Source organism: Pseudoalteromonas sp. QJM3NY_22 (assembly GCF_056173065.1).
This window is the reverse complement of the sequence record NZ_CM149655.1, coordinates 1844077-1863502: the sequence shown is the minus strand read 5'-3', so window position 1 is coordinate 1863502 and position 19426 is coordinate 1844077. Positions and strand designations below refer to the sequence as shown.

At 36.9% G+C, this 19426-nt stretch carries 16 protein-coding genes; 4 read left to right on the top strand and 12 right to left on the bottom strand.

All coding sequences use genetic code 11. The features are described 5' to 3' along the window. Positions 1-76 precede the first annotated feature (76 nt). The 3 genes from tnpC to AC0VZ4_RS08250 all read left to right on the top strand — a co-directional run bounded on the left by tnpC (position 77) and on the right by AC0VZ4_RS08250 (position 4619). The gene (gene tnpC, locus AC0VZ4_RS08260; protein WP_475439782.1) at positions 77-1516 is read left to right on the top strand and encodes an IS66 family transposase; all 1440 of its coding nucleotides are present in this window, start codon (positions 77-79) and stop codon (positions 1514-1516) included. Positions 1517-2155: 639 nt separating this feature from the next. Then, a complete protein-coding gene (locus AC0VZ4_RS08255) occupies positions 2156-3334 on the top strand; it encodes an IS4 family transposase (RefSeq protein ID WP_475441423.1) in 1179 nt (392 codons plus the stop codon). A gap of 412 nt (positions 3335-3746) precedes the next feature. Further along, on the top strand, positions 3747-4619 hold the full coding sequence (locus AC0VZ4_RS08250) for a gluconeogenesis factor YvcK family protein (protein ID WP_033037793.1): 873 nt from the start codon (positions 3747-3749) through the stop codon (positions 4617-4619). On the opposite strand, the gene AC0VZ4_RS08245 is transcribed toward AC0VZ4_RS08250, so the two are convergent. Continuing rightward, positions 4598-4948, bottom strand: a complete 351-nt coding sequence (locus AC0VZ4_RS08245) for an Hpt domain-containing protein (protein ID WP_475441422.1) — start codon at positions 4946-4948, stop codon at positions 4598-4600. The genes AC0VZ4_RS08250 and AC0VZ4_RS08245 overlap by 22 nt on opposite strands. 21 nt (positions 4949-4969) lie before the next feature. Here AC0VZ4_RS08245 and AC0VZ4_RS08240 point away from each other — a divergent pair, with 21 nt between their 5' ends. Then, positions 4970-5980 (top strand): glycosyltransferase family 4 protein, encoded by a 1011-nt coding sequence (locus AC0VZ4_RS08240; RefSeq protein WP_475441421.1) that lies wholly within the window; start codon positions 4970-4972, stop codon positions 5978-5980. Between the two features lies 1 nt (position 5981). On the opposite strand, the gene AC0VZ4_RS08235 is transcribed toward AC0VZ4_RS08240, so the two are convergent. The 11 genes from AC0VZ4_RS08235 to AC0VZ4_RS08185 form a co-directional block, all read right to left on the bottom strand. Continuing rightward, the gene (locus AC0VZ4_RS08235; protein ID WP_096793277.1) at positions 5982-7382 is read right to left on the bottom strand and encodes a sigma-54-dependent transcriptional regulator; all 1401 of its coding nucleotides are present in this window, start codon (positions 7380-7382) and stop codon (positions 5982-5984) included. Positions 7383-7461: 79 nt separating this feature from the next. Next, a complete protein-coding gene (locus AC0VZ4_RS08230) occupies positions 7462-8922 on the bottom strand; it encodes a SpoIIE family protein phosphatase (RefSeq protein ID WP_475441630.1) in 1461 nt (486 codons plus the stop codon). A gap of 7 nt (positions 8923-8929) precedes the next feature. Next, a complete protein-coding gene (locus AC0VZ4_RS08225; RefSeq protein ID WP_475441420.1) occupies positions 8930-9634 on the bottom strand; it encodes a ParA family protein in 705 nt (234 codons plus the stop codon). Continuing rightward, positions 9631-11712, bottom strand: coding sequence for an SLBB domain-containing protein (locus AC0VZ4_RS08220; protein WP_475441419.1), 2082 nt, complete (start codon positions 11710-11712; stop codon positions 9631-9633). Before AC0VZ4_RS08220 ends, AC0VZ4_RS08225 begins: the two co-directional genes overlap by 4 nt. 3 nt (positions 11713-11715) lie before the next feature. After that, complete coding sequence (locus AC0VZ4_RS08215) at positions 11716-12570, bottom strand: OmpA family protein (protein ID WP_475441418.1); 855 nt, start codon at positions 12568-12570, stop codon at positions 11716-11718. Between the two features lie 16 nt (positions 12571-12586). Further along, a complete protein-coding gene (locus AC0VZ4_RS08210) occupies positions 12587-12895 on the bottom strand; it encodes an STAS domain-containing protein (RefSeq protein WP_475441417.1) in 309 nt (102 codons plus the stop codon). A 166-nt stretch (positions 12896-13061) separates the two neighbouring features. Next, the gene (locus tag AC0VZ4_RS08205; protein WP_475441629.1) at positions 13062-14759 is read right to left on the bottom strand and encodes a sugar transferase; all 1698 of its coding nucleotides are present in this window, start codon (positions 14757-14759) and stop codon (positions 13062-13064) included. Between the two features lie 118 nt (positions 14760-14877). Next, a complete protein-coding gene (locus tag AC0VZ4_RS08200; protein ID WP_475441416.1) occupies positions 14878-15954 on the bottom strand; it encodes a glycosyltransferase in 1077 nt (358 codons plus the stop codon). A gap of 1 nt (position 15955) precedes the next feature. Next, a complete protein-coding gene (locus AC0VZ4_RS08195; RefSeq protein ID WP_475441415.1) occupies positions 15956-17449 on the bottom strand; it encodes a GumC family protein in 1494 nt (497 codons plus the stop codon). Positions 17450-17580: 131 nt separating this feature from the next. Next, a complete protein-coding gene (locus tag AC0VZ4_RS08190; RefSeq protein WP_475441414.1) occupies positions 17581-18717 on the bottom strand; it encodes a glycosyltransferase in 1137 nt (378 codons plus the stop codon). A gap of 4 nt (positions 18718-18721) precedes the next feature. Continuing rightward, positions 18722-19426: an acyltransferase gene (locus AC0VZ4_RS08185; protein ID WP_475441413.1), complete on the bottom strand. Its 705-nt coding sequence runs from the start codon at positions 19424-19426 to the stop codon at positions 18722-18724.

The window sequence follows — 19426 nt, the reverse complement described above, 5'->3', positions numbered from 1 at the left end:
AAAGGAACTTTTTTAACTATTGACCGATCCCGCCAGTATGCCAAGATAGGGCTATGACCTAATAGCCCTAGCTTCAATGAATTTAAACAGCATCAACATCGACGAAATCGTTGAGAAAACCAAAGCTCAATTACAAGAAGGTAAAACTCTCACGCCTGCGCTGAAGATGTCTATTGAACTCATTCTGGTTGTCGTTGTTATGTTGGCAAGTAAATTAGGACTTAACAGTAACAATAGCAGTATCCCGCCATCAAAAGACATCAACCGAAAAAAACAAGACAAAGAGAAATCAGCCAACTCAGCGGGTGGTCAAAAAGGCCGAGCAGGTAAAACACTAACCCAAACACAGACGCCTGATGAGATCAAAGTCATCCTAGTTGAACGTGATTTTTTACCGAAAGGTCACTACCGTGAAATTGGCTTTCAAAAACGACAGGTTGTCGATATAGATATCAGAAAAGTGGTCACTGAATACCAAGCACAAATTCTGGAAAATGAGCAAGGTAAGCGTTTTATTGGTGAATTTCCAGAAGACGTTAACAGTCCTATTCAATATGGGGTTGGTGTAAAAGCCCATGCAGTTTACCTATCCCAATATCAATTACTCCCTTACAACCGCATTGAAGAATATTTTTGTGATCAACTCGGTATTCCAATCAGTGCGGGTAGTTTATTTAACTTTAATGAACAAGCAGCGGCCTTGGTAAAGTCCTCCGGCGCAGAAGCCGCGCTCAAGAAAGCCCTGAAAACGACTTATCAAGCCTTACACGTTGATGAAACGGGGATTAATATAGGTGGTAAACGACGATGGCTTCATGGTGCATCAACGACGTGGTGGACGTATTTTTACCCGCATGAGAAAAGAGGGAAAATAGCGATGGATGACGCCGATATTTTACCTCACTTTACTGGGGTACTATGCCACGACCACTGGAAACCGTATTATCAATATACACAGTGCCAACATGCCTTGTGTAATGCACATCATATCCGAGAGTTAGAAAGGGCATGGGAGCAAGACGGTATGCAATGGGCAAAGGATTTGCAAACCCTACTGACTGAAATCAATAAACATCAAATAGATAACCCCGAGCTAGATGCAGACACAAAAGCTCACTATATAGAGAAATATCAACAAATATTGGCTCAAGGTGACATTAAATGCCCTCCACCGGATAAAAACAGCCGAGTAAAAGGCCAGCGAGGCAGATTGAAACGAACAAAGTCTAGAGCGTTGTTAGAGCGGTTAAGAGATTATCAAGATGATGTCTTACGGTTCATGACGGAAACGGCGGTGCCTTTTAGCAACAACCAGGGTGAGAATGATATTAGGATGACCAAGGTTCATCAAAAGATATCTGGGTGCTTCAGAAGCATGCAAGGTGCAGAGATGTTTTGTTTAATCAGAAGCTACCTCTCGACTTGCAGAAAACAGCATGTATCAGCAAGCCTAGCCCTTGAGTTACTCTTCAAAAATCAGTTACCTGATATATTTATTGAAAATGTGGCTGAATAGTTACAAAATTGCAAACAAAAACGATGTTGATGGAAGTATCTCAAACCACCCATTTTCACATGATCTGATTAATCAAATTAATACATTAAAAAATCGTAAATCTGATCAGCTAAACCCCGTGGTAACCGGTAATAAGGCTTTTAATGAGTACATAGACGATGTATTACGAAATAACGTTCAAAAGAAACTTTCGTCATTTGAGTCAAACTAATATAGCTTTCACGCACCGGCGTTATCGCGCTAATGCATTTATAATGACGGTATATGTCGCTTTAAGGCGATACCTATTACTAATATAAAAGCATAGTGCACTTCTTTTTGTGAAAGCCCTCAAAAAAATAGTTGTATAAAAATACAGACTATCAAATGTGGGGTTAATTACTTTCAGTTTGGTTTACTGTTCTACCAAAGTGACCGATACGTCGTCTACATAAAAATCAGCAGTCAGTTCGTTTGACTCCACATAAAGTAAAGCCGCACTTTCCTCGATTATTATTGAATGGGTATAAGTGCCCGAAAGCTTTACCCAATCGCCTGCTACTACAGTGCCCGAAGGGCTGACGAATCCCCAAAACGTGACAGGCACAGCAATTTATGATCTTATGTAAATCACCACAACCCACATAAGTCACAACTGCTATGCCTGACACATCAGTTTGCCATAAGTACTTTAAACATGCATTAGCGCCATTCAATAATGCCAGAGTAAAAACATTACTAAGCTGCAGTAATGCATTAATTTCGGGCAATAAACTTACCTTAACTGAAATCGGCAGAAATTTGTCTGGCGCTGTGGATGTAAAACATAAAATAAAACGCGTTGATCGCTTCTTAAAAAATACTCACCTCTACAATGAAAGGGTCGCTATCTATAAAGCATTAGCTCATCCTATTATCGACTCTTTACCAATGCTTGCAATTGCCGTTGACTGGAGCCGTGCCTGTGGTCACGACTATCACTTACTGCGAGCAAGCTTACTTGTGGATGGGCGCTCTATCGTGATTTATAACATGATTGTTGAGCAGAAGAATTTTGATAGCCCAGCAACCAACAGCCTGTTTTTAGATGAACTTTATGAAGTGCTTGGACGACATCCTAGTGTCTATATTGTAACAGACGGCGGCTTTCTTACGCCTTGGTATAGTAAAGTACGCGAACTTGGTTGGCATATGATAGGTCGATTAAGAGGCTCAATGAAGTGTAAACTAGCCATGCAATCACAATGGCATACATTAAAACAACTTAGGGCTGGTGCCAGCGATATACCAAAGGCGTTAGGTCAAGCAAGACTAACTCAGTCCAGCCCGACAGCATGCGATGCATTTTTACACGTATATCATGGAAAAAATAAAGGAAGAAAAGGAAAAAGCAGATTTACGAAAGATACAAAAATGTATCAAAACTTAGCGAAAGAGCCATGGTTACTCGCGACATCAGACAATACAATGAGGAGTAAGCGAGTAGTTGGTTTATATAGTAAAAGAATGCAAATAGAGCAAAATTTCCGCGATGACAAAAGTTTGAGATATGGTTTTTCGTGGCGTTTTAGTAAAAGCACCGGCATAAATAGAATAGGAATATTATGCTTGATAGCCACAATAGCGAGCACTGCGTTATGGTTTATAGGGAGTGAAGCAGAAAAAAGAAAGTGGCATATAAAATTTCAAGCAAATAGTGTTAAGAATCGCCGAGTTCTTTCATTTTTAACCTTAGCCAAGCAAGTCATAAAGCTATGTAAGAGACGTATTACACAAAGCTATATAGAAAAAAGTTTAAAAAACTTTATTTTTAATTATCAAAAAGAGGCCGCTGGATAAAGTGGGGATCCCTCAGCCCGAAGGGTTCTGCCTAGGTGCAATTTACTCTGTGTTACCTAAATGGATTTAGGTAAGGGGCGTGAGCAGGACACGGAAGCTTTGCTCGGTTCTTACATAGATGTAAGTCATTAGGGTAACGCAGGAGCAGTTACCGAGCCCACTAGGTTACAAACCTCACGCCGCGATTAAATCGCCCCTAGATTGAACACCTTCCATACCTATATTTGAATGACTCTGTATTGTAGTTTTTCTCATCAAAATGCATTGCACTTTGCAAAAAAGAGCAATAACAACCGGACTCTTTTCTTTTAGAACTCATTAAATAATTATAAATCAATAGATTATAAATTTATGTGTCTTGGAATAATTCCTGCTATATCAAGTTAGGAAAATAAAACACAAAGGCATAACAATGAAAATAGTGTGTATAGGCGGCGGTCATGGATTAGCGCAGGTTTTAAGCGCAATTAAACCAATGTGTAATAATTTAACAGCAATTGTCGCAACAACTGATAACGGGGGAAGTACGGGAAAAATAAGGGAATCTCAAGAATGCATTGCTCTGGGTGATATTAGGCGCTGTTGTCTGCAACTTGCAGAAAATAGAAAGGCACTTAACTCAATTTATGAACACCGGTTTTCAGAAGGTGTGTTAGATGGCCATTGTTTAGGCAACTTAACGTTGTTGGGCTTAACTGAGCTCACCAAATCTCCCACCAAAGCTGTTGCTTACTTTAATGCAATACTTGGTAATTCAGAAACTGTTTTGCCTATGACAGAGATCCCTACAGATCTAATCGCCACCCTTAAAAATAATAAAGAGGTCTTTGGTGAGTGTGCTATTGATGCGTTAGACACATTACCAACAAAAGTGCATTTGTCCAAAAATGTGCCCGCAGCGCCAGGGTGCGTAAGTGCTATTTTGGAAGCCGATTTAATCATAATTGGTCCAGGCAGTATTATTACAAGTGTTATGCCTGCCTTTTTAGTAGAAGAGATCTCTTTAGCTATTCAAGAAACATCTGCCTGTCGTATTTTCATTGAGAACACAACACTAGAAAATAGCGTCATGAAACACACGTCAACTACTGGGATCGACTGGCTACAAGAGCACCTAGGTTTTAAAATATACGATTTAAGTATTTCACCTTCTGCAATTGAAGAGATTTTTAATGACAATAAAAATGCACTACAGTCCAGAGAACATTTGCATGATATTGACGAACTAAAAAACATATTCTCGGAGTTACTTAAAGTACCAATTCAGCTTTGTGAGCAATCTTGATTGCTTGCAATAATAAATGCCATTTTGTTGAATGTTTGCTTGCTTTGCACTTCGACTATTTCTAGAAGATTATGTAAATCCTTTTTTGAGTGCTCGGTTTTTATAAGTTCCTCAATATATTTACATGTATCACCTAGCGCTATCGCACCAAAGCTATAACAACTACTTTTGAGACTATGTGCGTTAATTTCTATCTCATCACGCTCATTTGAATTAAGTATTATCGCCATTGTTTTTTTTGATTCGTTGACAAAAAATTTTAGTAGTTCAACAGCTGTGTCGTCGCCAATATCATTCTTGAGCTGTTCTATTACCGCTAAATCTATCATATCTACCTTTTGGAGTTTATTATGAATTACCAAGTTATTTTGTTTGTTGACTCTTCCATGTTGGGGGGGATTGAAACCCACATCGTTGAATTATCAAAACTACTGAGTAAAAATAATGTTCGTAGCTCAATTTTATTTTATAAAAATCATGGCAATCAAAAATTTTATGATTTATTGATTAAAGAAAACATAAGGTATGACTTTTTACAAGGGAAAATTAAAAACCTCGCTAATAAACTACTCAGTTATGATAACAACACTGTCGTTCATACGCATGGCTATAAGGCAGGTATATTAGGCCGATTAGTATGTAACATTATGAACAAACGCTGTATTAGCACATACCATGCTGGCGAAGTTGGGAATGGAAAAGTTAAATTTTATAATAAACTAGATCAATGGCTTTCATCGTTATCTATAAATTTTGCGGTCTCAAACAAAATAAAAAATACAATTAGCAATGTAAAATTACTTGAAAATTTTATCTCTTTACCAGCGCCTTCAAAACCGGTTATTCATACATCAACTATCAAGATTGGGTTTGTTGGCAGGCTTTCTTATGAAAAAGGACCAGATATATTTTTTCAATTAGCTGAAAACATGAAACAGTCTAACAATGTTGAATTTCACATTTTTGGTGACGGTCCTCTAAAAAATAAAATACCTGTTATAAATAACCTACATTATCATGGCTTAACTGAACGCAATAATATATGGAATCAAATAGATGTCTTACTTATTTGTTCTAGAGAAGAAGGCTTGCCTATGACATTATTAGAAGCAATGTCTCAGCATAAACTGGTTATAAGCAGTGCTGTTGGCGCTATACCAAGTATCATTAAAAATAACAAAACTGGTTTTTTAATGAGTGTTGGTGATGCTAAAGATTGTCAAAAAAGCATAGAGCAATTAATTGATTTCCCTCCCCAAGCAAAAGTTAACTTATTAAATGACGCATATAACATGCTAGAGGAGCGTTTCTCTGGTAAAAAACAATTTTTATTGCTTCACCAAGCGTATACAGGAAAATAAACTATTCATTTTCTTCCCAGCTTTTAATCTTTCGATAAAGTGTCGATGGGCTAACATCAAGTAGTGAAGCGGCTTTAGGTATATTTGATGAACATATTTTTATTACACGTTCAATATATTCTTTTTCAGCTAACCATAATGCTTTAACATCATTTTGTGTATTTGGTAAATCGTCAATTAATATATTCGCAGGTTTAGTTTGAATACTCATTGGCGCTGGTTCAATCGCTTTTTTTGAATTTTCAGGTAAAGCGGGAAGCATATCAATATCTATAAATGCCTCAGGATGGAGTACCAATACATTACGAATCACATTTTCTAACTGCCTTACATTACCAGGCCAACTATATTGCATAAGTAATTGCTTAACCCCCCCTGCCATGCCTTTATATGGATGACCTTCGTCTTTCGCTATTTTAACAAATAAAGCTTCAGCAATTTCTATAATATCTTGGCCGCGCTCTCTTAGTGGCGGTAATTCAATAGGTATAACATGTAATCTATAATATAAATCTTCTCTAAACCGGCCACTTTCCACTTCAACTAATGGATCTCTATTTGTTGCACACACAAATCTAACATCTACTTTTACAACTTTCTCACTGCCAACTTGTTGATAGCTACCTGTTTGTATAAAGCGAAGTAATTTACTTTGTAGGTTAATGTCCATTTCACAAAGTTCATCTAAAAATAATGTTCCACCATCGGCTTGACCTGCAGCGCCAACGCGATTCGCAATTGCCCCCGTAAAAGCACCTTTTAAATGACCAAAAATTTCACTCTCAATTAAATCTTTAGGGATAGCCGCGCAGTTTAGTGCAACAAAAGGTTTATCAGCGCGATTTGAAGCTTGATGAACTGCACGAGCACATAGCTCTTTTCCCGTACCACTTTCACCTGTAATAAATGCAGTGGCTTTACTGGCGGAAGCAGAACTTATAATTTGATAAACAGATTGCATCTGTTTTGAACTACCAATCAAATCAAAGTATTTTCCGTTTTCGTATTTGTTTTTGTATTGGCTAACCGTTTGTTTTAAGTTTTTAATTTTTAACGCATTATTAACTGTAATCCGAAAACGGTCGGCTTCTATTGGTTTTTCTAGGAAGTCACATGCACCTAGCTTTATTGACTGAATCGCTATTTCTTTTGTAGCATGCCCTGTTAATACAACAACTTGTGGACAGTTTTCTGGATCAAATGTAGCAAGGATGTCTAATCCATTCATATCCGGTAGCATTACGTCGAGCACGATTAGATCAGGCTGAACCTTATTAATAATCGCTATTGCAGTTGCACCATCACTTGCCACGAGTGTATTTACTCCTGTCGGTAATAAATATGATTGGTACATCATTGCAAGAGATTGAGTATCTTCGACAATTAACACTGTTGGTGGCATAGTTAATTCCTTGTTAGCAAGCCAAAAAGAAGCGGTGAATCTGTAATGATTTAACTATAAAAGGTTAATTAAAGCAAATTCAATTAATTACAATAAGCGAAGCATCATCAATTTCTTTTGAAAGCGTAACCTGTGAGTTTTCCCATAACGTGTTAGCAAACTCAGCATGAGCGTGTTTATCTAACGGTATAATTTTAGTTAATTCACATATTTCATCTTTATCGGTAAAGCGGTTTTCAGTCCAGCCATCCGTGTATAGTAAAATATGTTCAACGTTATCAAGCGCTGCTTCATAAAGTGTATAATTATGATCTTGAGCGAGACCAAGCAGCGGACCGGTGCCTTTTAATTGACAGATTTCGCCTGTTTTTCGCAAAACGACAGGTGGTGGATGACCTGCATTTAACCAATATATTTTATTATTTTTTAAAAAAAATATGACAAGCGTAACTAAACTAGATTTACATAGCTGTTGTTTATATATCGCGTTATTTAAAGCCACTAACATTTTTTGATAAGGAAGACCGGTTGCCAAAAAGCCACTTATAAAACCCTTAATAGCAAAGCTTTCTTTTAATGCTTGTAATCCGTGTCCCATCATATCACCTAGAATAAAAGCACTGCATTCATCATTAATGGGCATAAAAAAATCGCCGCCGTTACCCAAACTAATTGAACCAAAAATATGAGCGGTTTTCTCATCTTGTAAATGAATTTTAGAAGGCGCTGACTCAAAAGTAGTTTGATAAGACAAGTAAGCAAAACGATGAGTTACACGTTCGATGCTTTGTAGTAACTTATTTTTTTTAATCGGTTTAATTAAATAATCGTCAACACCTAAGCGGTTTATTTTATGTATCACTTCATCACTGTCATCGCCAGTTAACATAACAACTGATAGTTGCGACTTTAAATTAGACTTATTAAGTTTTTCTAATAAAGGCTCACATGTCCCATTTTTTAATTTATGATCCAGTAATAAAATACTTGCGTCAGCGGTTAAAATTGCCTGCCATCCTGATTCTATACTTTCACAGGCGATCACTTGAAATTTATCATTTAGATAAGCGCTCATGAGGGTAAGCTGAGTGACATCATCATCAACGTAGATAATGGTTGGACGCCTATCTATTTGCTCTAAAGGGAATGAAAAAAAGTTTTTGCTATTTTTTGTTATATAATCTGCGTCCTTAAAATAATAACGAATTAACTCAACTCCCATTCCTCCTTCAACGAGTTTTCCAGAGTCTATTTTCCACGATGAATTGTTGTTTTTAAAAAGGTTATATGGGGCTAGCTCATCAATGAATGTTAATATGTAGCTGTCGCTACTAGGCTGGCTAATACGCAATAAGATTTGATGCTCAGAACCTTGGTTGTGTCTAATTAGATTTGTTAAGTACTCTGTAGTAACTAAGCCCGCAGCATCCACCTCATCCTTTTTTACATTGAGCGCTCTTAAAACGTGCTTTAGAATGAGGCGAATCTCAGTCAATGTTGGCCATAGTAGTTCAAAGCGTCTTTCAAATAATATATCCATTGCACCCTCAATGATGTTCAAACAACCATCTTTGTTTATTAATTCTTGCTTTAAGAGTAGTACATATCTTTGGCCATTTTGTCGTATGCTTTTCTAAAAGTTTAACTATACGCTCACCTAATGGCGCAAAATTATGTTGGCTTATCAATATTTTGATATTGCTATGCCCTGCTTGCTTTAATTCTCTCACACCTTTGCAAAGCGACTCTTCATCGTTAACCCCTAGCCCCACGGTAACGAAGGTTAATTCACTACATAAACTTAAGGAATGCAGTGGCACATTATTTCTGTTCAATTTTAACACCGGTGACATGTCAATTAATATATAATCGTATTCCTGCTTTAGCCGAACAACTGCGTCATTTAGTACATGTTTGTTCTTCGCTGGTTCAATCCTAGCTAGGTTTTTGATGGTTAATAAACTGATACCTTCATAATTAGTCACACCTAATTGACAAGAAATATCATCAAAGCACCATGGTTTAGAAATTGTTGGTAACTTATCATCTGAGCAAAATGTATTTATTGGGTTTAAATCAATTATTAGTACTGATTTAAGTTGGCTTTGTAATCGCTTAGCAACACTAACACATGCACTAGATGACCCTTCTGAACCTGATAAAGAGATAAAAGTGATACAACGAGCTGAATTATCAATCATCATGTTACATATAACTTCCAGCTCATAATACTGTTTTGGTATTAATTTCATAAGCCCACCACTAATGCAAGAATAGTAATAACATCTAGGAAGTTATCTTTAAATTGACTAAGTAAATCCTGCCCTTTCTCAGGTATGTAAAGCGTATCACCCGCTCTTAATACAGGAATATTTACTGAGTTTGGTGATTTAATAAACGCCTCTAAATCAAATACACGAGACTGTTCTTTACAACATGAATGATTAACAACAACTATTTTATCTATCAATGCTGAGTTAGAAGGGCCGCCTGCTTCAGCTAATACATCTAAAATAGACATTGTATCGTCAAAATTATATCGACCCGGTTTTTGCACAGCCCCCATTATACGTACTACCCGTTCTTTAGGTGTACGGAGCCAATCTTTGTCTTTTTCAGGTACAAAAATGGTGTCTCCTGGTAATACATTAGGAAACAAAGTTTCATCGCCTGTTTCAAAGTACATGGCGAGATCTAATTTACTTACTTTAGCTCGATTACCATTACGATGAGTGATTCTAATATTACGGATATCTGCTGTCGCTGTTGGGCCGTCTGCTGCAGCTAAAATATCAATGAAGTGCATGTTTTCGTTAAATGAATAACGACCTGGCGAACCTATTTGCCCCATAATATAAATAGACTTACTCGACTCTTGGCGGATCCATTGGGATTTATTATCAGACGGATCAACTGGTAGCTCTTCAAATATAACTGTATCACCCGCAACTAAATTTGGCAGCGGTGTGTCACCATTAGTAATAGTGTACTTTTCAAGATCAAAACGTTGTGTAACATCACCATTACGCAGTATTTTTATATCATTGATATTAGCGCTTTTTGTAGGCCCCCCTGCATGAGCTATTAAGTCTGTAAAATCCATTTCATTACTCCATTCGTATCGACCTGGAGAATGTATGGCACCAATTATTTTGATAGCTCGTTTAGTTGGAATTTTAAGCCAGCTTTTTTCGTTAACATCTGTTTTTTCAGGTACAAAGATTACATCGCCAGGGTTTAAATCTGGTACTTTGGTCGCTACACTGCCTTCGCTATACCGCTGTAAATCAAATAAAATACTGTCACCTTCTGGTGTTAATATTTTGATATGGCGAGTTTCAGCAAATCGTGTAGGTCCGCCTGCATTGGCTAAAATATCTAAAAAGTTTGTACTATCGGCCGCTTCGTACGCGCCTGGCTTTTGAACTTCTCCCATAATATAAACCGTACGTGACGTTGTGTTTACGTCATCAACCATAATAGGCACATACACAGTAGAACCAGGTTGTAGCAGTTGCATAGTGCTATTTGAGGGTTTATCTAGGTACCCTTTCAAATCAAAAATAATAGGTGTTTTATCAACAATGACTCTTATTTTAGTCACATCCGCATAACGAGTGACTCCTTCTGCGCGCATAAGTGCATCTAAAATACTCATATTTTCTTTAAAGGAAAAACTCCCTGGATTATGTACTTCACCTAAAATAGTTATCGCGCTGCTATCACTGGCATCCCCTGTTGCACTGAGTGTTTGCGCATCAAAGTCTATTTGCACATTACCAAGCAAAGGTGATACCGGCACAAACACAGTATCTTTGCTTTTTAGAGAAGGTAACAAGCTAATATTTCCTGTATCTAAATATGATTTATAATCAAATTCAATTACCTCATTTCCACGCCTTATCTGTATTCTATCTAGCTGAGCACCGGGTTTTAAACCGTTTGCTTTAGAAATAACCATTTGAATATTGCCATCATCAGGAATACTCACTTGCGATGGTGTCACTACATAACCGAGTACATTAATAAGAATATCTCTGCTGTGGATCGCTACATAAAAATCATCCATTGCAACAAATAGTTCAGCAAGTACAGGGGTTAACTCACTTTCAATTTGCATAATCGTTTTGTCAGCCACATTAAATTGGCCTATTTCAGGGAGGTTAATTTGTCCTCTTTTATCCACTTCAAACGTTGTATCAAATTCTGCTTCACCTGGAATATATAGAAAAAGCTTATTTCCCACTTGCACTATGGCATTACTTTCATCAGAAGCTGAGTAAACATTGAATGATAAAATAAACACCGCAATCGCGAATATATATTTCATAGTTTACTCCTCTTTGCTTTTAATAATTTTTGTCCAATTAACAAGTGCTTTAGCGTTATCATCTTGCATATTATTATTGCTTGCATTGAGAACTATCGCTTCAACTCGCCTATCGGAATGACGGACACTTTCCGTTGGGGATTGCTTGCTATAGGGCTTTAAGCTTCCTTGTGTAAGTGTTGTGATACTTTGAGTTTTAACACCATAAACGACGAGCCAATATTTTACTGTTTCAGCTCTTTTTAATGCAAGCTCATAATTACTATTCCCTTCACCAATTGAATCAGTATGACCCACTAACAAAATTGAAATACTATCTAGTTGCTTAGCTAAATCAGCCGCTTGAGCAAGCCTTGCTCCATATTTAGGGGTTATTTCAAACGCATTAAATGCAAATTGATTATCACTATTTAGTAAATCCGCTACTTGTTTTTTAACACTAGACACCGTCGTTTCTGAAGCGGTATTAACTGCACAATGAGTGAGTTTTTGAACCGTGTCAAAATGGTTCGTTAGTTGATTGAGCCCATGGTAGTGAATCAGTAAGTCATGCTCTGCATCTTCCCACATTTGCGCAGCTATAAGCCTTCGAATACGGTTTTCGTAAATTTGAGCTTTTAAAAGCTGTGCTGGCATACATGCTTTTATATCTTGTGACTTTAAAAGTTCTAATTTGAAAACAAGGTGTTCAAATTCACTTCTCACTACATCTTCGGGTTGTGTAAAGTTATTATCTGTTTGCTCATCATTTAATGGATAGTTTTGATATTTTTCGGCCCAACCCCCTTGCCCCTCATCAGGCCAAGAAGCACACCCACTTAAAAGCAAGGTTATGATAAAAAAAATGTGTGCTTTCATATCGCTCTCCTTATCGTTAAAGCGAATCAATAAATGGAATGGTTTTATCTACTCTTAGAAGATTCATTAGCTTAAACGGCTGCCCTGTTACATTGAGTAATGACAATTTATGGCTTCTTTTTTCTATTCTTTTATAAAGAAAGACAATCGCGCCAATACCCGAAGAGTCAATAAACTCAGTCTTTGAAAAATCCAAGATAATAAAGTCTGTACCTGTATCAACTAGCTCTTCAAATTCATCTTTAAATCCATCGACAGTAAAACCTGAAAAGTCATTTGGAAGCGATACTATTTTATGTTCATTTTCATTGGTTAAATTTATCATCGTAGTTACCTATTAAATATTAAATTCAATATAACTATTACAAGAAACGAACCAACTTTAAGGTATTGATAATTAATGATTTTTAATTTTGCAGTGGGATTACTTGAGGATAGTAAAGCATAATGCAATTTCCTTTTAAAAGTAGGATTGCATTATGCAAAAATAATTATTGCCCTTTTCCAGTAAATATAACAACGAGTGTTTTCAAAAAAATAGTCAATTCCATATAAAACCAACTACGTGGAGATGATGTACTTAACATATAAGCATAATCCCAACCTATTTTTTTTCTTGCATCATCAATACTTTCATCATATCCATTCATTACTTGAGCAAGCCCCGATATACCTGGTTTTATACCGTAGGTACGCTGAGAGAAATAAGGAATATCTTTTTCAAGCTTGGAGTAAAATACAGGTCGCTCTGGCCGAGGACCAATGAGTGACATATCGCCTACCAGCACATTCCATAATTGAGGTAATTCATCTAAACGCGTTTTACGAATGAAACGCCCTATAGGTGTTATTCTAGGGTCGTCCTTACTTGCCCATACCGCGCCACTTGCTACTTCAGCATCAACCACCATCGAGCGAAATTTAAGAACATTAAAAAGGGCAACAAAGTTATCATTACTCTCTCCCACTCTAAGTTGATTAAACAGTACCGGTCCACGTGAACTTACTTTAATTGTTGCAGCCACTAAAAGCATGATCGGAGACAGTAAAGTTAGTCCTACCACAGAGCCAACAATATCAATTATGCGTTTTATAACTTTAATGCTGACGTTTGGTTCAGCTTCTCTATCATGAACCCTTTCCCAGTGTTTTTTATAATCACCACGTTCAAATTTAATAATGCCCCATAACGCTAAAAAATAAGCATTAAGAATATAATTAACTTTATCAACGATAGGGATCTTGGCCTTAATGTTGAGGGTACTTTTAATCACAAAGAGACTATGGACGGCTACAATCACGCAACACAACAACTTAACTAGCAATAAGTTCGAGAAAAATGCCATTGAAAACAGTAAAATATAAATTAAAGCAAGCAATATTGGCATTACGCCACGCAAAACTTTATGTGAAATGAAGTTAAAACTAACCCACCCTAATCTAGGATTGAATAGCTCAAATAATATTTTAATTTGTTGCCAATTGCCTGCTCCTAATCTCACTCTTCTAGCATAGTCATGGTTTTGCTCATCGCACTCTCTTTCAATAATGTTAATATCGCTATTTACGACCGCTTTGCCGCCATTTTTTAAGGCTTTCATAGACAATATAAAATCATCATTTATTGTATTTTCATCCAATATATCTGTGTATTTTGAACGAATAGCAAACATGGCTCCTGGCACACCAATCACCGCACCAAGTGATGATTCCATGCTTTTTACATTATTTTGATATTGCCAATAGTGCTGTTGCTCTGGGGTTGCCTGTTCATCTAGAACATAAACACCTGTAATGACCTTAATATCAGGATCTTTAAAATCAGTATCAATTTTATTTAATACATCAATACTTAATAAGGCACTCACATCGGTAAACAGCAACACGTCATAATTTGATTTAGTTAGTGTAATTAACTCGTTAATACCATGTGCTTTGCCTTGGTTTTGTTTATTATAATGCAAGTGGCACACTACGTTTTGCTTAGCAAGATGTGATTGAGCCAACATCGCTTCTTCGTATGTGTTATCTGTACATCCATCTAAATAAACATGAATGGCATAAAGCTCAGTGTCATAGAGCATAGCGCCGAGGTTATGTAATTTTTCTTTAATGTGCTCTTGCTCATTAAAAGCACACACCAAAATACCAAATCGATTATTTTTCCTTGTATCCCCCTCTGGGAATATACGTTTATGAGCCCGTCAACTAACCAATTTTAACAGCGCTAAATAACCAACGTGGTGGTACAAAACGGTTACAATCAACACCATGAGAACAATTATTAAATAAGTCATGATTTTCCCCTTACGATGGTAAGCCATTATAAAAATGGTCGTACTCTTTACTCATTTTATTAGCATCAGCGATTGAAAAAATATGCTCTCTTATACATTCTCCCTGTTTCATATTAATCGCTTTAATAACCGCAAGTTTAAGCCCCATTTCATCGCCTGGTTTAACCAATACACCTTGCTTATGGGTTAATACTTCGCTGATCCCCCCCACATCAGTGGCAACAATAGCTTTACCACACGCCATAGATTCCAAAATTGATAGCGGTAATCCCTCTCTTTGTGAGTAAAGACACATTACATTAATTGCAGAGTAAAATAATTGCATGCTTTGTACATTGCCTAAAAAATGTACGCGCTCTGAAATACCCAATGAGCTAGCATAATCAACAAGTTTGCTGTGTAAGCTACCACTGCCAGCAAACACTAATTCGATGTTTGCAGGCAATGAAGATAAAACCCTTATAAGCGGAAAATGCCCTTTCCCAGGCTCTAAACGAGCAGAACAACCAATCAAACTCACCTTTTTAGGTAAATTTAATTCATGCCGAGCGTCCAACTCATTGGTACTAAAAAACTGTTTAAAATCGACTCCATTTAGGATTGTTCTATCGGTTCTAATTGCTGTCTCGTTATAAAAATCCTTCGCCACAACTTGTGCATCCGCGACCCAGTGTATTTTTGTTAGCTTATTTAATAATTTAGTCATTAAACGTTGCTTAAAACTTTTTAAATACCACGCGTCATGGATAGTCGAAACGTGCTTTATCTGGCGATTTTTTAAACATGCAATACTTGCATAAAGCATTGGCCCTATATGATGGCTATGGATAACATCTATATTATGTTTTTTTAAAAGAGCTGACAGTTTTCGAACTGTATTTAAATCAAATTTTTCAGCCTTATTTAGACAAATTAATCTGTGCTCAAACGCAGCTAGCTGCGGCCAGTCTTTAACTGCTTCACTAAAACTTCCTTCGAGTGAAACAAAAACACTCGTATTAGAAAATTGACTTTTTTGCATTAGTGTCGCGGCCATTTTCTCAAGGCCACCTATTTTGAAATGTTGAACCAAATGTAATACATTCATGTTATTTCCTCTGATCAATAGAGTTCACTGATGAATTGAAAACCAAATCCACAGGAGTATTTCTAACAATGGGTAAAATAGTCACGACCTCAAGAGCTGAGAGCTTCTCTATGGTTTGAATATCCTTAAGGTGGCTATCGAATAAAGTCGCAACAAACACTATTGTGCTACTTGTAAAGATACCTAAAATGATGCCTACAATAATTGATACGGCAAAAGATGTGTTGATAGGTTGTGTCGGGCTATATGCACGCTCGATGTTTTTTACTTTATCTGGGCCTTCATATTTAACTAACTTTCCTGTTACCTTCGCCATTTCGTAACGGCTTAACATATCTTTATATAATGATTGCTTAACATCGTAATCACGTTCTAATTTTCTTAATTGCTTTTCAATATCACTTGTCACTAAAAGTCTTTCACTTACTGTATTAACTTGCTGTTCGAGCATGCTGTATTCTTGCTGGTGCTGAGTAACTGAGTTTTTTGCTTCTTCTAAATTAAGAATTTGAGAGACAAGTACACTGCTGTCGTTATCCCCGCCACTGGGTAAGGTATTGGCCATCTGCCAAAGCTGATCAAGGTTAGTAAGATCAAGCTCCTTGCTACTTTCAATTAATGACTGTTGACGATTTCTTATACTTTGCATCTCTCTTTTTTTTGAAATTACCTTACTGTGCTTTTCTGTATAACGTGTTTTTAAAAAGCTAAGTTCAGACTCTACTGCAATAATTTTTTCTTCAATACGTCCTAGGATTGGATTGGCTTGTCCCATTTTTGTTGTCAGAGCTTTAAGTTTGGCTTGCGCACCCGATAAAACGATAGATTTTTTCTGTTGGTCACTCAATAACTTATCGAATGTTTGTCGGTTACTGTGTAAAACGGCAGGCAGAGTATTACTATTTTTAGCTTTGAACATAGCCAGTGATTCTTCCGATACCTCAAGCTCATCCCGAAGACTGACTAGTTGCTGATAAAAAAACTGTTCCGATGTATCAAGTGATGCTCTTGTTGGGGCTAATAAACTTTCAATAAATTTTTCGACCACTTTCTCCAACACCATCTTCATTTTTGTCTGGTCATGCCATATGAAGTTCACACGAACAAGTTCGTCGCCAACAAGTGATAAAGAAAGTGCTTGAGAAAGCTCTTGATGGATTTTTTCTATCTCAGCTGAGGTAGCCGTTTCAGAAATTAAGCCTGTTTCTTTTGCTACAGCTATTAGTACTTTTCGGCTAATTACAAGTGTTCTAAGTGCCGCCATTCGATTTGATAAATCGAAAGAAAAAGATAAATCATCTAGATATGGATTAAGTAACGAAGACTCTTCAATTAAAATAGTTGCATGGTTTGTGTATTTTTTTTGCGCAGTCACAGCCAAGATAATCACGACTGAAGGAACAATCAAAAGTGGTAAAATGAATAGCTTTGCCCTTGTATAAACACTATACAAGGTTAAATAAAGTAACCTTTTTATTTGCTCTCTTACTAACATAAACCCTACCTATACATTTGCATATTGCTATGCGAAATTTAGCTGCTATTTGCATAATAAAAATTTAAGCTGCAAATAGCGTACTTTAATAAGGTAGTTGCACAGGCTGCGCCAAGATTATCGTTTACTGCCTAAGGCGCTTTATTTAACATTAAAATATCATGTTGAACGAGCAATGCTTTTGACTCCCAACTATGATCTTTAGCGATGTCCTGTTGCGCTGACTTAAGAGAGCTTAACTGTTCTTTATCTAAGGCAATTGCCTGATCTATTTTATTTATAAAATCGAATTGATTTTTTGCTATGTAAATATTCGACTTATAACGTGTTACGGCTGGAAAGTCCGTGGCTACAATCGGGCTTCCTGCGGCTAAATACTCTTTTAACTTTAACGGATCACATGCTCTAATTTGCTCATTATTTACAAATGGTAAAATAGACACATCCCAATGTGCCGAAAACTCCACTAAACGCTCGTGATCAACAGCTGGCACATGTGTAACGTTTTTAAACTGCATAAGCTCAGATGTGCAAGCAACAATATCTCCTACCAAAACCAGTTGATAATTTGGTCGCTCCGTAACAAGTGCTGTTAATAAACTGATATCTAACCACTGATTAATACTTCCATAAAACCCAATTACTGGTCCATTTAAAACATCTATTTCTGGGGCTCTCTTTACATCAGACGTAAATAAATCATAACTCACACCATGGGGAAGTAGCTTTGTTTTATGAGCCGGCATTTTATTGTTTAAAAAATCACTCACAACATAAATTAGGTCGGCTTTCTTGATTAAATTTTTCTCAAAGGATGACACTAGATTAGGATCGACACCTGCCAATGCATTAAAATCGTCACCACAGTAGTAAATAAGGGGGTCTTGTGCTTTTTTAGTGAAAAAGTATTCTGCGGTAGGCACACTTAACCAATACGTTAACGGGCCATTACTTTGAATATCTTTAAAATAAAAATAAAAAACCCATCTATTATAACGCCTCACAAAGCGATTATCGTGCCATGGCAAGACTGGTAATCGGTAAACTTGCATCGTCGAAGGTGTTTTAATTGCCGTGTTTTCAGGTTTACTAAAAAGCTGCTTAAACTTTCCCAAAACTCGTTTTATATCGTGTAATTTAAAGCGAGGTTTTCGCATACCTATTGAGTTAATCCAATGTATTTCATGATTTTTAGCCAATTGAGAAAATAAATGTTGGGTACTACTCGGGTGGCTTGCCCAATCTTCGCCAAAAACGATAAATTTCATATTATTATTCCTTGATGTGTTTGACCACTTTAGCCGGATTACCTGCTGCAATAGTAAAAGGAGGAATGTTTTTCGTAACAACGCTTCCTGCGCCTATAATTGCCCCCTCGCCTATAGTAACGCCAGCAAGAACAGTTACTCCAGTACCAAGCCACGCACCACGTTTAATCGTAATGTCGCCAATTTGAGACTCATCATCACTCTCCCCAAGTGCTCTTCGTTCACAATCAACTGGATGGCCAGGAAAACCGGCTAAAAAAATACGTCCCGCAAGCCGCACATCATCTTCTAACGTAATATTTCGACCTACCGAAAATGCATTCTGCCAACCTATATCTACATTATTACCAATAACTAAAGTGGGCGTGGTAACGCTACCCACCCGCCCACAAAAAGTCGATATACCCGACATCCGTACATTATCGCTGCACTCAATTTTAAGCTCCCCCAAAACTTGTGGCATACCTGAGTAAAGAAACAACTGTTTTTTACTCCCTTTTATCTGACTTTTAAACAGTGGGGTGTAATAAAGTATTCTTAGTAATTCGTGGGAAAATGTTTTTAAAAATTGATGTAGGTAATAGAATCCAGAGTGAAATAACGGAATAACCACCATTTGTGGATTGCGAAGATAAGTTGCAAAATAAAACAGCGATTTCGCAACAGGGTGAGGGCTATTCTTAAGCCAGTATTTAAAATGTATTAACAT

What these genes read in the sequence shown, in the direction of transcription:
- AC0VZ4_RS08220 (WP_475441419.1), bottom strand. Translation starts at nt 11,712, where the DNA reads ATGAAATATATATTCGCGATTGCGGTGTTTATTTTATCATTCAATGTT.
- AC0VZ4_RS08230 (WP_475441630.1), bottom strand. Translation starts at nt 8,922, where the DNA reads ATGGATATATTATTTGAAAGACGCTTTGAACTACTATGGCCAACATTG.
- AC0VZ4_RS08225 (WP_475441420.1), bottom strand. Translation starts at nt 9,634, where the DNA reads ATGAAATTAATACCAAAACAGTATTATGAGCTGGAAGTTATATGTAAC.
- AC0VZ4_RS08250 (WP_033037793.1), top strand. Translation starts at nt 3,747, where the DNA reads ATGAAAATAGTGTGTATAGGCGGCGGTCATGGATTAGCGCAGGTTTTA.
- AC0VZ4_RS08200 (WP_475441416.1), bottom strand. Translation starts at nt 15,954, where the DNA reads ATGAATGTATTACATTTGGTTCAACATTTCAAAATAGGTGGCCTTGAG.
- AC0VZ4_RS08190 (WP_475441414.1), bottom strand. Translation starts at nt 18,717, where the DNA reads ATGAAATTTATCGTTTTTGGCGAAGATTGGGCAAGCCACCCGAGTAGT.
- AC0VZ4_RS08240 (WP_475441421.1), top strand. Translation starts at nt 4,970, where the DNA reads ATGAATTACCAAGTTATTTTGTTTGTTGACTCTTCCATGTTGGGGGGG.
- tnpC (WP_475439782.1), top strand. Translation starts at nt 77, where the DNA reads ATGAATTTAAACAGCATCAACATCGACGAAATCGTTGAGAAAACCAAA.
- AC0VZ4_RS08245 (WP_475441422.1), bottom strand. Translation starts at nt 4,948, where the DNA reads ATGATAGATTTAGCGGTAATAGAACAGCTCAAGAATGATATTGGCGAC.
- AC0VZ4_RS08185 (WP_475441413.1), bottom strand. Translation starts at nt 19,426, where the DNA reads ATGTTAATACATTTTAAATACTGGCTTAAGAATAGCCCTCACCCTGTT.
- AC0VZ4_RS08255 (WP_475441423.1), top strand. Translation starts at nt 2,156, where the DNA reads ATGCCTGACACATCAGTTTGCCATAAGTACTTTAAACATGCATTAGCG.
- AC0VZ4_RS08235 (WP_096793277.1), bottom strand. Translation starts at nt 7,382, where the DNA reads ATGCCACCAACAGTGTTAATTGTCGAAGATACTCAATCTCTTGCAATG.
- AC0VZ4_RS08210 (WP_475441417.1), bottom strand. Translation starts at nt 12,895, where the DNA reads ATGATAAATTTAACCAATGAAAATGAACATAAAATAGTATCGCTTCCA.
- AC0VZ4_RS08195 (WP_475441415.1), bottom strand. Translation starts at nt 17,449, where the DNA reads ATGTTAGTAAGAGAGCAAATAAAAAGGTTACTTTATTTAACCTTGTAT.
- AC0VZ4_RS08215 (WP_475441418.1), bottom strand. Translation starts at nt 12,570, where the DNA reads ATGAAAGCACACATTTTTTTTATCATAACCTTGCTTTTAAGTGGGTGT.